The sequence below is a fragment of the Maribellus maritimus genome (assembly GCF_022267315.1).
GTDB classification, from domain to species: domain Bacteria; phylum Bacteroidota; class Bacteroidia; order Bacteroidales; family Prolixibacteraceae; genus Draconibacterium; species Draconibacterium maritimum.
The window spans coordinates 48,919-62,125 of the sequence record NZ_JAIKLE010000010.1 but is presented as its reverse complement, the minus strand read 5'-3'; the positions used below and the strand labels follow the sequence as shown (position 1 = coordinate 62,125).

The 13,207-nt window shown below is 37.6% G+C and carries 10 protein-coding genes and 1 tRNA gene; 7 read left to right on the top strand and 4 right to left on the bottom strand.

Annotation, left to right across the window (positions count from 1 at the left end; genetic code table 11):
- The first annotated feature begins 22 nt into the window (after nt 1-22).
- The 3 genes from K5G00_RS10785 to K5G00_RS10775 all read left to right on the top strand — a co-directional run bounded on the left by K5G00_RS10785 (nt 23) and on the right by K5G00_RS10775 (nt 1,773).
- Nucleotides 23-319 (top strand): YtxH domain-containing protein, encoded by a 297-nt coding sequence (locus K5G00_RS10785; protein WP_238766172.1) that lies wholly within the window; start codon nt 23-25, stop codon nt 317-319.
- Between the two features lie 73 nt (nt 320-392).
- Nucleotides 393-1,256, top strand: coding sequence for a universal stress protein (locus K5G00_RS10780; RefSeq protein WP_238766171.1), 864 nt, complete (start codon nt 393-395; stop codon nt 1,254-1,256).
- A 25-nt stretch (nt 1,257-1,281) separates the two neighbouring features.
- Nucleotides 1,282-1,773: a Dps family protein gene (locus K5G00_RS10775; protein ID WP_238766170.1), complete on the top strand. Its 492-nt coding sequence runs from the start codon at nt 1,282-1,284 to the stop codon at nt 1,771-1,773.
- A gap of 70 nt (nt 1,774-1,843) precedes the next feature.
- On the opposite strand, the gene K5G00_RS10770 is transcribed toward K5G00_RS10775, so the two are convergent.
- Nucleotides 1,844-3,202: a glycoside hydrolase family 27 protein gene (locus K5G00_RS10770; protein WP_238766169.1), complete on the bottom strand. Its 1,359-nt coding sequence runs from the start codon at nt 3,200-3,202 to the stop codon at nt 1,844-1,846.
- A gap of 443 nt (nt 3,203-3,645) precedes the next feature.
- Between K5G00_RS10770 and K5G00_RS10765 the strand changes: the two genes are divergently transcribed.
- From K5G00_RS10765 to K5G00_RS10755, 3 genes are read left to right on the top strand one after another with little or no spacing between them, the layout of a single operon-like run.
- A complete protein-coding gene (locus K5G00_RS10765) occupies nt 3,646-4,824 on the top strand; it encodes a hypothetical protein (RefSeq protein ID WP_238766168.1) in 1,179 nt (392 codons plus the stop codon).
- Between the two features lie 42 nt (nt 4,825-4,866).
- Nucleotides 4,867-5,508: an O-methyltransferase gene (locus K5G00_RS10760; protein WP_238766167.1), complete on the top strand. Its 642-nt coding sequence runs from the start codon at nt 4,867-4,869 to the stop codon at nt 5,506-5,508.
- A gap of 5 nt (nt 5,509-5,513) precedes the next feature.
- Nucleotides 5,514-6,863, top strand: a complete 1,350-nt coding sequence (locus K5G00_RS10755) for an APC family permease (protein ID WP_238766166.1) — start codon at nt 5,514-5,516, stop codon at nt 6,861-6,863.
- Here K5G00_RS10755 and K5G00_RS10750 read toward each other — a convergent pair.
- A complete protein-coding gene (locus tag K5G00_RS10750) occupies nt 6,860-7,615 on the bottom strand; it encodes a lysophospholipid acyltransferase family protein (protein WP_238766165.1) in 756 nt (251 codons plus the stop codon). The genes K5G00_RS10755 and K5G00_RS10750 overlap by 4 nt on opposite strands.
- A gap of 203 nt (nt 7,616-7,818) precedes the next feature.
- Here K5G00_RS10750 and K5G00_RS10745 point away from each other — a divergent pair, with 203 nt between their 5' ends.
- Nucleotides 7,819-10,269 carry a DUF5686 and carboxypeptidase-like regulatory domain-containing protein gene (locus K5G00_RS10745; protein WP_238766164.1) on the top strand — a complete coding sequence of 817 codons (2,451 nt, stop codon included), beginning with the start codon at nt 7,819-7,821 and terminating at the stop codon, nt 10,267-10,269.
- Nucleotides 10,270-10,306: 37 nt separating this feature from the next.
- Here K5G00_RS10745 and K5G00_RS10740 read toward each other — a convergent pair.
- Together K5G00_RS10740 and K5G00_RS10735 are read right to left on the bottom strand one after the other, a co-directional pair.
- Nucleotides 10,307-10,377: transfer RNA gene (locus K5G00_RS10740), tRNA-Cys, on the bottom strand.
- Nucleotides 10,378-10,802: 425 nt separating this feature from the next.
- Entirely contained in the window at nt 10,803-13,022 is a 2,220-nt protein-coding gene (locus K5G00_RS10735) for an LruC domain-containing protein (protein ID WP_238766163.1), read from the bottom strand.
- Nucleotides 13,023-13,207: the final 185 nt, after the last annotated feature.

Genomic DNA, 13,207 nt, shown 5'->3' with positions numbered 1-13,207 from the left:
TAACACTTAAAAATTAGAAATCATGGGAAAAGGAACAAGAAATGCATTATTGGGATTTGTTGCCGGAGCGGCGGCAGGAGCATTAACAGGAATTTTGGTAGCACCTGAAAAAGGAGCAAAGACGAGAAAGAAGATTTCGAAGAAAGTAAAAAATGTTTCAAAGGATATTACAGAAACTTTGGGGGAGAAAGTTGACAATCTGAAAGATTCTGTAAACGACGCTGTACATGAGATGAAGGGAAAGGCTGCTAAAGCAGAAGAAAAAGTAAATCAAAAGGTTAACGCAACGGCAGACAAAGCAAAAGCAGCAGCCAATTAACCTCCGGATATTTTTTATACACCCGAAAAAGCACACGGTAAAATAAAACTAGAATTTTAAAGAAAGGAAAGTCATGAAAACAAATTTGTTATTACTGGATTCATTAAAGAACAGCGAAAGTTTACTGTCGTTTGCTTTTTCGTTTAGCAACCGTTTCAGAAGGAAATTGAAAATTATTTACGTTTTTGATTTGAAATGGATGGGACAGTCATATATGTCTGGTGCGACAGCTCCCATGGATGCAGGTTTTATACATGCCGAAAAAATGGCCAGAAAAGAGTTTGAGGAAGCCCAAACGAAGCTTAGAGCGATGGTTGACGAGTATCTTAAGCATAACCTCACTCAGGTTCCCTACGAAATAAGTACCTCTGAATTAAATCGGGTTGATTTGGTAGAGGAAGAACTTAAGAAAGATAAGGATTTGATGTTGCTGATTAATAATTACCAAAGTTATGCGGAACTATCAGGAGGGCTGATTCATTATCCAAATATTATAAACGACGTAAAATGTCCGGTTTTTGTAATACCGGAAGATACACCACACGTTATTCTTAAAGATGTGGTATATGCTACCGACTACAATCCGGAAGATATTACTTCCTTAAAGCATTTGTCAACCTTTCTGAAACAGGCAGAACATACCCATATAATGGTTTTGCACAACGAAAAAGAGGTTGATTTTGATGAAAAGTTGAAGTGGAAAGGTTTTAAAGAGGTGGTAAAAGAAGAGGTTGATTTTGATAATTTTGACTTTACGCTTGAAAGTCAGGAGGATTTCAGAAAAGGAATTGAAGATTATTCATCGGAACATAAGACAGATTTACTGGTGTTAATGCATGAGAAGAAAGGTTTTTTTGAACAGTTTTTTTCATCAAGTGATGTAAAAAACGTATTGACACATTTTGATAAACCGGTTCTGGTTTATCATGAACAGTAATTTGAACTAAAAAAAATACAAGATTATGAGAACAAAAGAAAAAGTATTCCAAAATTTGGGATTTGCAAATAAAGATACTACCGAGTTAACAAAGGAAATTAATTTACTGATTGCAAGTTATCATGTGCATTATCAGAAACTGCGGAATTTTCACTGGAATGTGACCGGGAAAGATTTTTTTGACTTGCATGAAAAATTTGAAGAGTTGTATAATTTTTCAAAGGTTAATATTGATGATTTGGCAGAACGAGTTCGTGTATTTGGCGAAAAACCAATGGCTCGGCTAGATGAATATTTGAAATTTTCGAAAATTTCAGAACCTGAACCAGGTCTTGGTCCTGATATTATGGTGGACAGTATTTTAACCGATTTTGAGATTTTACTCTCTCAGATGATAAATGTGCTGGATTTGGCCAACGAAAGCGGCGACGTGTCAACTATTGACTTATTAAACAGCATTGTAAAACAGACTGAGAAATATTATTGGATGTTTACAGCCTGGATGGAAAAAAATTAGTGTTAAATTCTATACCTGACGAATTTTAAAAAAGGGGGCGAACAGAATTTTTTGTTCACCCCCTTTTCTATTACAAATTTTGGCTCAGTCTGAATATTGCAGAGGCGTGAGGAGCTATTTTTTTTGTAAATTTTCCGTTTTTTACAGTTTCTTTTTCTTTACTCCAAAGGTCTGTTGCTATTGCGTTGTCATTTAAATCTAATTCTTTCATTTTTACAGAAATAGCTTCACTTTCTTTGTCATTGCTATTAAAAAACGCGACGTACCTATCTTTTGAATTGGGTATATCTGCAGTCCACACAATCAATCCGTTTTCGTTTTTTAACTCACGGTTATTGGAACTGCTTTGGTTGACTTTTAGAATATCCTTGTTGGTAATCAGCGAAAGGGTAAAATCGTCGTTGCTGGGCAAATCTCCGCCAAACATAAGAGGAGAACGAAAAATAGCCCATAAATTTATAAGCGTAAATTGCTCGTCGGTAGTAAAGCCTGTCATTCTTTCCTCGCCCCGCTCCCCTCTGATTGAAATTCTTCCAAGAGGAAGCATATCGGCATCCGGCCAGTGGCCCGGGCCACTGTAAGGCGCCCAGTGTTTACATAATTCAAACATTGGGGCCATGTATCTCCAGTTATCCCAAAAATCATCACAAATGCGCCAAAGGTTAGCGTGTCTTTTTACATGTTCTGCATTTTCAAGTGGAGTTGCTCCTGGCGATGTACTTAATACCATTGGTCTTCCGCAATTGTCTATTGCATTTCTGATAAGCTCTATTTCTTTTTGGTGATAAGGGCGTGATAGATTGTCAATTTTAACATAATCTACTTCCCAGCTTGCATAGAGTTCAAATAATGAGTTGTAATATTCCTGTGCTCCTGGTTTCGATGCATCAACGGTATACATATCTCGTAACCATTTACATTGTAGTTCTTCAGAATAAATGTCTTTTGCTGAATGTTTTGTGCCTTTTACAGGTGTATTTCTTTTAACTGCTTCAACCGGAATACCACGCATGAGATGAATCCCGAATTTTAGTCCTTTTTTATGAATGTAGTCTGCCAGTGGTTTGAATCCGTTATTTTCTGCAGATGATGGAAATTTATTTGTTGCTGGAATTAATCTTCCATATTCATCCATACAATAAACAGGGTCGGTTTGATTGTATCCCTGTGCCTTGGTATTTTCAACATACCATCTTATATCAACCACAATGTATTGCCATCCAAAAGATTTTAATTTTTCAGCCATATAATCAGTATTGGCTTTTACTTCTTTTTCAGTAACGGTTGGCCCGTAGCAGTCCCAGCTGTTCCATCCCATTGGAGGGCTTTCTGCCAGAGAGTAAAATTCAGGAGTTTTATTTTGAGCAAGAAGGGGGTGTAGCATGACTAGAAAGCTAACTGCTGCTGATATAAGTCGTTTTAATTTCATCGGTTTGTTTTTTTTGCTAAGATAATAAATGTATAAATGACTTTTAACTATTTGGGATTCTATTTTTTTTATTAAAAGTAATATGAATTTACCGAGGGAGATTAAGGTATAAAAAGAAAGAAGGAGGCTCATCAGCCTCCTTCCTAAATGTTAACCCCCAAACACACAATATGGGATGAATCCCAAATGCGTTTCAAATGTAAATAAAAATCCAAAATATCCTATCAGAAATTAATTTTTTTTAACGAATTGTCTTTTTTTGGGTCATTTTGAAGCTCTTTGCAGGAGAATCTGTTGATATATGTCAATGTTTTGTACTGAAAGTTAGTTGTTAATAACTATTTAGCTTACAAAATGAAATATCAAAAATGTATAACTAATCAAGTTTGAAATCCGTAAAAAAAGTCAAAACAAAATCAAAAAAAACGGCCATGTGTTCCAAAATGTTTTACTTTTTTGTTGTTTTCAGCTTGATTGGTTTTCAGGCGCTTTCTCAAACTTTAGATATCGAGTGGGAGAAAAAAACAGGTAAAGCTGGTTTGGATGTTTTTACTTGTATAATCGAAGATGTGAATGGAGGATACACTGTAGTGGGTTCTTCGCCGGCGGTTAACCGGGATGATTTGGATTTTTGTTTGGTGAAGTTTTCTGCCGAAGGACAGATAATTACCGTAAAAATATTCGGAACAGAAAGTAACGATTTGTCATCAGGTATTTCCCAGTTTGTAAGTGGCGAATATATTGTTGTGGGGAATAGCGTTTTGGATGCCGGAAAAACTCATGTTTTTTTCTTCAAATCAGATGTTGATGGAAACGAAGTTTGGCAGAAGAGCCTGAATGAATTGGAGAATATTTCTGTTAGCGAAGTTTTAACTTCAGATGATGGAAACTTTGTGACCTGTGGCTCAGTCTTAGTTTCAGAGGGTTTCAGAAAAATATGGCTGGCTGAATTCGATAATGATGGAGAATTATTATGGAAAAAAACATGCGGCGAAAATGATATAGAGGAAGTTGGATCCATGAAGAAACTACCTGATGGAAGCTTTGTTGTTGCAGCGCAAACTGCCGGAAAAGTTGCTCAGGAATCAGATCTTTTGGTGATACGTTTCAATAGCGAGGGAAATAAAATATGGGAGAAACGGTATAAAACCCCCAATGTTGATGTGAGAGCTGAGTGTATTTGTTGCAGCCCCGACAATAATTTAATTGTGGCAGGATGGTATGGCACCTGTATGAATGATATTAATTCGGACAATCCGATTTTTGATTATGACCTTTTTTTAACCAAAATATCGCCGGAGGGAGAACTTATCTGGTCAAAGAATATTGATAGTGAGGGCTCTGAAGGTGGAAATGCAATAGCTGTCCGCCCGGACGGTAAAATAGTAGTAGCCGGTAAAAAAGAAACTTCATTTTTAGGCAGGGTAGGAACATGGCTGGTGGTTACCGATTCTGAGGGCTCAATATTGTCAGAAGCTGTTTTTCCTTTTAACTTTGGAAATGACAAAGCGTCAGAAATAATCAATACATCCGATGGGGGGCTTGTATTGGTCGGTCCAGGAGAAATGAATTTGCAACTGCAAAATACTGACGGGTGGATAAAAAAAATCAAGGCGTTTTAAGTATTTTATTATAACTTTATCAGCATTCTTAAATGCTTGTTTATGAAAATAAAGTTCTTGTTGTTTGTAGCCTTGGGTGTTATTGGTGTCGGTGTTAGAGCTCAATATCCGGAGGTTGAAAATGAACTGGATAAAAAAGTGAAAACCTTTATTGTGGACAATGCTCATAGCTGGCGCGATATGAATGTTCCCCTTTCAGATGGCAAAATTCTTTATGATATAATAGTTAAGAATAATTATAAAAGTGCGGTTGAAATTGGTACCTCAACCGGTCATTCTGCAATCTGGATTGCATGGGCACTTAGTAAAACAGGGGGTAAGTTAACTACCATTGAGATTGATAAAAACCGCTATTTACAGGCTCGGGCAAATTTTAAAAAAGCCGGAGTTTCTGATTTTATTGATGCGCGATTGGGCGATGCTCATGAGTTGGTTCCGCAACTTCCCGGGGAATACGATTTTGTTTTTTGCGATGCAGATAGGTATTGGTTTAAAAACTATTTTATCGCGATGGATCCTAAAATGAAACGAGGGGGATGTTATACAGCTCATAATGCTGCTCAGCGTTCGCGTGGAATTCGGGAGTTTTTAGAGTATGTTGAAAGTTTAAACAATTACGAAACATCAATTACAAAGGATAGCAGAGCGGGGATATCTATGAGTTATAAAACCTGGGAAAAATAATTAAATTGGAACTTCCTGATAAACTTCAGAGAAAGCTTGGATTATTTCCGGTAGTGAATATTGTTGTTGCCAACATAATTGGTGCCGGTATTTTTACCACTACAGGATATTTAATGGGGTATTTGGGCAATCCAATGGTCATGTTATCACTCTGGTTGTTAGGAGGTGTTATTTCTTTGTGCGGAGCGCTGGCTTTTGGTGAATTGGGAGCTACTTTCCCCGAAGCAGGCGGCGAATATATTTTTATCTCGAAACTTTTTCATCCGCTTCCGGGATTTCTGAGTGGCTGGTTATCGTTAATAGTTGGTTTTTCAGCGCCGATTGCAGCATCAGCGATTGGTTTTTCCAGTTATTTTACCTGGGCTTTCCCGCAGTTTCAGCAGTGGTTGCAAATGGAAAGTTTTGTTAGCGAAGATATGTTTAATCGGTTGCTGGCTATTTTAATCATTCTTGCATTTACCGCGGTGCATTACAGGGGAATTGTTCTCGGAGCAAAAGTGCAAAACGGACTAACTGTGATGAAAGTCATTTTAGTTGTTGGGCTTATCGTTGCCGGTTTAACTTTAGGTGAGGGAAGTTTTCAAAATTTGGCTCAGGCAAAAGAGTTCCGTTTTGATTTTGGCGGTTGGAAATCCATCGGGCTTTCACTTATGTTTATAATGTTTGCTTATAGTGGATGGAATTCTGCAACATATATTGGTTCTGAAATAAAGAATCCTAAAAAAGTAATTCCCGGCTCTCTTTTAATTTCTACTGTAATTGTTATTGTACTGTATTTATTGTTAAACGTTTTTTTTGTTTATGCGGTGCCTCCGGGAAAAATGGTTGACGAACCAGAAATTGGAGGACTTGCCGCTGGCTTGGCATTTGGTAAAGTTGCAGAGACGATTATTTCTCTCCTGATTTCGTTTGCTCTTTTTTCGTCATTGAGTGCGTTTATTTTGCTCGGTCCAAGGGTTTACTATTCAATGGCAAGAGAAGGTTACTTTTTTAACTTTGTGTCTAGGATTCATCCCCGGTTTGAAGTGCCCCACCTGGCTGTTTTACTTCAAAGTAGTATTGCAATAATATTAGTACTTTCAGGTACTTTTGAGCAAATTCTGGTTTATATGGGGTTTTCATTGGGCATATTTCCGATTATTGCTGTTTTTGGGGTTTTTAAATTGCGTTCGAAGAAAGAGAGTAAACTTAAATTGCCAGGTTACCCTTTTGTTCACATCTTTTATATCCTAACCGGAATAGTAATGTTGGTTTTGGCCTATTTTGAAAAGCCTGTTGAGTCTACGATTGCTGTTTTAACTGCGCTTTCCGGAATCCCTGTTTATTACTGGTTTAAAAGAAAACGAAACAGCTAGTGCGATGCAATCTGGTTTAGTTCGTTCAGCATATTATCGATTTGCGACTTTACTTCAGATTGCAGAATTTTGTATTCAGAGTGACTTACAGGTTTTCCGTAACGAATAAATACTTTAGAATAAGGTTTTCCCATTTGTCTGAAAAAGTGCCCCAGAAAAGTGTCCTTGCCAACCCAGGCATCGTTTGCATCTTTATAATGAATGGCCATCGGAATAACTGAAATTCCTGTGTCTGCAGCAATCTTAAAACTTCCGTTTTTAAAGGGTTTTGTTAGTGGCCCTTTATAGGTGGTTCCTTCGGGGAAAAGTGTAACCGGTATATTTTTGTTAACTGAAGCTTTTATTTGGTGCATGGTTTTAAGCATACTTTTTATTTCTGAACGATCAACTAAAATGGAGTTGGTTACTTTAGCTCCAAGTTTACCAAAAGGCCATTTTTTTAGCTCTGCTTTACCAACCAGAGCTGCAGGCGTAAGTCCTGCAACAATAAATATATCAAGATAGCTTCTGTGGTTGGGCATTAAAATAAAGTTGTTACTTGCAGGCAGCTCATTTCGGTCAATTTTTATTCCCAGAAAAAAAATGATGCTTTTCCCCCAGGTTCTCATAACCCATTGTTGCAGACGTTGACTAAAACCAAAAAGGTTAAGCCAAAACCAACCTACCACAACAACATAACCCGACATGAATACGACAACCATTAGCCGGAGAAGTGTTAAGGGGGAAAAAAATATCGTGCGTAATAACTTCATAATAAGGGAAAAAGGTTTTGCTCTCTGTTTGCGCAGATAAATATTTTGATGCAGAAAAACATTTTTGTCGGCAAAAGTAAAATTTATAATGTTCAGATTTACTTAATTATTATTAATTCTTGTCATAATTTGAGGCAAATCCAAACGTTCGATTCAACTAATACCTACTTTTACTTTCGAAAACAAACAAGAAAACGGAGAACGTGACAAAAAAAATACTGTCGCAGGTATTATTTCTATTCCTGACATTGTCGGCAGTCGGACAAAAAACTGATGTTTCAGGTAAAATTACCGACGCAGGAACCGGAGAGCCAATCCCTTATGCAAATATTATTTTTAAGGGAACCTACATAGGAACAATGTCGGATGTAAATGGAAATTACCAGATAACAACAGCTAAACCAACAGGGGAAATTGACGTTTCTGCCATTGGTTACAAAAAACAATCTGCTTCAATAAAAATGAACGAAAGCAATAAAATTGATTTTGCTTTGGAGGAAGAGGTTGTTGAGTTGGGCGAAATTAAAATTCTGCCAGGCGAAAATCCGGCCAATGTTTTACTTCGGAAAATTGTTGATAATAAAGACCGTAACAACCCGGATAATTTTCCTTCGTGGAACAGCCAGATTTATTCAAAAATTGAATTCGATATAAAAAATGTAAAAAGCAGCTTGAAAGATAAAAAGCTGTTGGAGCAGTTTGCTTTTGTTTTTGACTATATCGATTCGATGGAAATTCAAGGAAAAACATTCTTGCCGGTGTTTTTTAACGAAACCGTGTCGAATTTTTATCACGATGCTGAAAACAAAAAAGATCGAGAAGAAATTATTGCCAACAAAGCGTCAGGTATGACCATTGATATGTTTTCGCAGTTTACCGGGAAAATGTATGAAGACGTAAATATTTATGAAAACTACATTACCTTCTCCGATATCGGTTTGATTTCGCCGGTGAATAATCTCGGTTTGCAGTTTTATAAATATTACCTGTTAGACAGCGCTCAGGTGAACGGAAGCAAAATTTACGAAGTTTCGTTTAAACCAAAACTTCCGCAGGAACCAGTTTTTAAAGGAAAATTTTGGGTTGAAGATGGAAGTTTTGCCTTAAGCAAACTGGAAATGCAGCTTTCAGAAAAAGCGAATGTGAACTTCGTTAATAATCTTCAATACAAAATTGAGTTTGAGAAAACAGACAGCACTTGGACTCCGCGCAACGAATCGATTATTGCCGATGTGGATTTGCAAAAGGATAAAAATTCAAAACACCTTGGTATAATTGTAAGGAAGAATAATATTTATGAGCATTTCAAATTTGGGCCGGTTGCCGAAAAGGTTGAAGTTTTAAAAGAACCCATTACGGTTACCGATGGCGTGATGGATAAAGGCGATGATTATTGGGAGAAAATGCGCCCGGTAGAGTTGCAGCGGCGCGAGTCTGATATTTACGAAATGGTTGATTCGGTGGTGAATCTTCCAATATATAATACTGCTCAGGAAATTATTCACACCTTGTATTACGGCTATGTCGATTTGGGGAAAATAGAGTTGGGACCTTATTACTATATGTACAGCAAAAATAAGGTGGAAGGTAACCGCTTTCGGTTTGGCGCCCGCACAACCTACGATTTCGATACGCATTTTAGGTTCAATGCTTACGGTGCTTACGGAATGTTCGACGATAAATTCAAATATGGCGGCGGTGTGGAATATTTTTTCTCTGTGAAACCTTTGAATATAATTTCACTGCAGGCAAAACACGACGTGGAAATGCTTGGAAAAAGCGACAATGCTTTTATGGAAGAGAATTTTATGACCACTCTACTGAGTAAACGCCTCAATTCGAAATTAAACATGACCGACCGAATTGATTTCCTGGCAAAACACGAGTGGCGTTTAGGCGTTTCATCCGAGTTTGGTGTTTCGTATGCTAAATTTAATTCAGCTCCCTACGTGCCGTTTTTAAACCAATCCGGCAAAGAAGTGCCGTACCTAAAATCGGGGGAGCTAAAATTAGGAGTGCGTTATGCTCCGGGCGAAGATATCGTTCAGGATGATTTTGACCGATCTTCTTTTGCGAATTACGACCCCACTTTTATGCTTTCTGCAACAAAAGGAATAAAAGGATTTTTAGGCGGCGACTACAATTACTGGAAAGTAAATGCCGGATTTTCCGACAGAATCAAAATAAATCCCATCGGTTTTAGTGTGGTTTATCTGCAGGCCGGAAAAATATGGGGCGATGTTCCTTTTCCTTTTCTTAAAATTCATGAAGGAAATGAAACCTATGCTTACGATACCTACGCGTTTAACATGATGAATTACCAGGAATTTATCAGCGATACTTATGCAAGTATTTTCTGGGAACATCATTTTGTTGGTTTTTTTCTGAATAAAACGCCTTTATTTCGAAAATTGAAATGGCGCGAAATTGCCGGGATGAGAAGCCTGTGGGGAAGTTATAATGGGAACCACGACAACAGCCTTTTGTTGCCCGGCGACATGAAAGGCCTGGGCGGAATGCCTTACACCGAGTTCTCGCTTGGTTTGGAAAATATATTAAAAGTTATTCGTATTGACGGCGTTTGGCGTTTTAATTACAACGACGATGTAAAACACCAGTTTGGTATTTTTGTAATGTTGAAACTGACTTTGTAGAGCATAAAAAAAGCTGAAAAAAATTCAGCTTTAATTGAGGTTCCTGGCGGAGTCGAACCGCCGTACACGGTTTTGCAGACCGCTGCCTAGCCACTCGGCCAAGGAACCATGTTTCGTTTCGGACTGCAAATCTATAAAAAAATGCATTTCCGGCAATATGTAAATTCAGATTTTATTTCCTTAGTTTTTCCCATTTCCTGTTCGTATGACAGTGGGTATTATTTTCCTGCCAGTTTTTTGAACAGGTATTAAGATTTATTTTAGGATCTTTTCCTTGGCTCAGTTCCTCTTTTTTTGAGTGAGAAAAGCTGTTTTTCCCTTTCCCTTCATTTAGTTTGTCAACATTAAAAAACATCTTTCAAAAGCTTTTAAATTTGTTTCGAATTTACGAATAAAAAGTTTGAAAAGTGTTTTTAATAGGCCCGAAGTAAGATGTGGTAATATTTTTTTAATTTGAAAATGGAGTTAACCAAACAATATATAAAAAGAACCTTGCTAAAATTAACAAGGTTCTTTGAAGAATATTTTTTCCTTTACCAAACTTTGGAAGAATTTGGGTTTTTGTACCAGTCGGCATGCATCGTTCCATTTGATTCAGCCCAGCTTGCAAAATTAGAGTAGGCATCAGTGATTTCAATTTTTTCCATTGGATAGTCGAATGGTTCGAGTATCAGCAATCCCCATGGAAGATTATTGCTTGTTTTATAGAGTCTTCCACTACCCGGAACAGAAGTGTCATCAGAAGCTCCGAATTCGTAAGTCATTAAATCTGTAGGTTTTCTGTCTGCCAGGTGTATTTCTGTTCCTCTTTCCTGATTTTTAATAAGGAAGAAGTTGAAGCCTGCAGAATTTATTTTATCCAGACTTATAGGTTTGTTTTCAAAAGAAACAGTAATTGTAACTAAGTCTGAAGTTCCAATATGTCCGTTTTTGACGGTGTTGAACATCGAACCGCCGGTTCTGTTTAATACATCGTTTACGTTTTCAATCGCAATAATAACCGCCTTGCTTTGGCCTGCTTCTGTTCCGTTATTATTTAGTGAAATTCCGCTTGCTGAATTTTTAACTGCCCCTGATACTGATGTTACTTCAGAAGAGGCGACATCGTCAAATTGGATACCTAAGCCATTCATATTTGAAGCACCAACTGCTTTTACTTTGAAGTCCAAAACAACTTTAACAACCTTGTTGTTGCTGTTTGTAGCATATTTTCCTTTTACATAGACGACTAGGTCGTTGAAGTCATAATCTCCTTTTGATGGCCAAAGATCTTCGAATACAAGTGTTGCACTATCTGTTTCGTTTGGAAAATAGGAATTGTACGATGTATTTGGGTCGTCGGGATAGTCGTCTTGTCCGTCGGGTACACCGTCGCCGTCGCTATCAGAAGTGGGGGCCTCTCCAATTCCAACGGGGTTGCAATCTGATTTTGCAATATAATTTTGACAATAGGTAACAGTTGATGCGATTGTTCCGTTGTTTACTTCGATTCCTCCTTCGTCGCAAATATCAATATTTCCAGTAAGAGCACCTCCTCCATTTATATGAGTTGTGGAAGAAACGCTCAAACTTGAGTAGTCACCTATGCCGTTAATTTCATCATTAACTGTTAGGTTGACAGTTTTAATCATCGCGCCAGCTGTCATAGTTGTAGAGTTGCTGCTATTAATAGTAAAAGTTCCTCCGCAGGAAATGTATCCACTGTTTTCTAAAGTGCTGTTTTGTGCAAAATTACCGGTAACAATTAATTTGCAGTTGTTTGTAAATTCGCTGGTTCCGTTATTGTTGAAGTGTCCTGAAACACTCATCGCACCGTTGTTTTCGCTGGACGCATTGTTATTAAAATTTCCTGAAATATTTAGGCTTCCAGTGTTAAGCAGTGTGCCACCAGAGTTTATATTTAATCCTGAAATATTTGCTGTTCCGAAGTTGTTGATAATTCCATTCGGAGAAAATTGATTGGGATAGTTAAATGTCCCCCAGTTGCTCAATTTGTAATTGCTGCTATTTAAGTTTAAGTTTGAAGTAGTAAGTGAACCTGAAGATGTAACTTCAATTGCTACGGTTGAAAGGTTGCCATTGAAATTTGTATTTCTCAGAGTGACATTTCCGCAAATTCTCAAAGTTCCGCCACCGTTTTGAAACGTAACGTCGCCGATGTAGTTTCCGGTAATCACGTATATCTTGTCATTCTCAACAGTTATTCCTCCGGATGTGGCGGTAATGCTAACGTCTCCGGCACATCCAGGGCTGTTTGGAGCTTCTGCGCTTAAAATTGCTGCGCTTTTGGTTGCAGAGCTTTCGGTGAAAGTGTAATCAATAATGTTGCGTGTGCTTACCGAATCTATTGCCGAATTTCCTGACGGGAATTCACATTTTAAATATAGAGTAGAAATGTAAGTCGGAATTTGAATTTCATTTTCAAAAGTGGTTTCTTCGTTTAATCCACAATTAATAATGAGTTTGCCGCCTGATTCAGGATTGCCATTGTAAACGGAAACTTTTGAATTTAACTCCGGATTGTCGGAAATGGCATTTATTACCAGCGTTACGGTTTTGGAGGTTTTCCATGAAAAATCTTCAGATACATTCAGATTGTCCATTGTTTTTTTCGATTCCGGGTTAGTGACTATTTCGTCCGGCTCTTTCAGACACGATGAAAAAGAGACAATCAAGGTTAATAGAATAGGCAAGATGTAGAACCGTTCCTTCATTCTTTTTTGGGGTTGTTTTCTGTAATTTGTGTTGTCCATAATTTTTTACTTTTTGTTTTGTGTTTTCATTGGGTGTTGCTCTAAAAACATGCCATGTGTTTTAATGTGTTGATTTAGAGGTTTTAAGTTCTTTGATTGAAAAACAAAACGCCCCATGTTGGGACAAATTTGTCTCTATTTGGGTCTGAGTTTGTTTTTGGGACTATTGTGGTAGGAGGCGGGTA

Bases quoted from the DNA above. Each gene is read 5' to 3' on its own strand.
- K5G00_RS10750 (WP_238766165.1), bottom strand. From the start codon at position 7,615: ATGAAGTTATTACGCACGATATTTTTTTCCCCCTTAACACTTCTCCGG.
- K5G00_RS10770 (WP_238766169.1), bottom strand. From the start codon at position 3,202: ATGAAATTAAAACGACTTATATCAGCAGCAGTTAGCTTTCTAGTCATG.
- K5G00_RS10760 (WP_238766167.1), top strand. From the start codon at position 4,867: ATGAAAATAAAGTTCTTGTTGTTTGTAGCCTTGGGTGTTATTGGTGTC.
- K5G00_RS10780 (WP_238766171.1), top strand. From the start codon at position 393: ATGAAAACAAATTTGTTATTACTGGATTCATTAAAGAACAGCGAAAGT.
- K5G00_RS10735 (WP_238766163.1), bottom strand. From the start codon at position 13,022: ATGGACAACACAAATTACAGAAAACAACCCCAAAAAAGAATGAAGGAA.
- K5G00_RS10775 (WP_238766170.1), top strand. From the start codon at position 1,282: ATGAGAACAAAAGAAAAAGTATTCCAAAATTTGGGATTTGCAAATAAA.
- K5G00_RS10765 (WP_238766168.1), top strand. From the start codon at position 3,646: ATGTTTTACTTTTTTGTTGTTTTCAGCTTGATTGGTTTTCAGGCGCTT.
- K5G00_RS10785 (WP_238766172.1), top strand. From the start codon at position 23: ATGGGAAAAGGAACAAGAAATGCATTATTGGGATTTGTTGCCGGAGCG.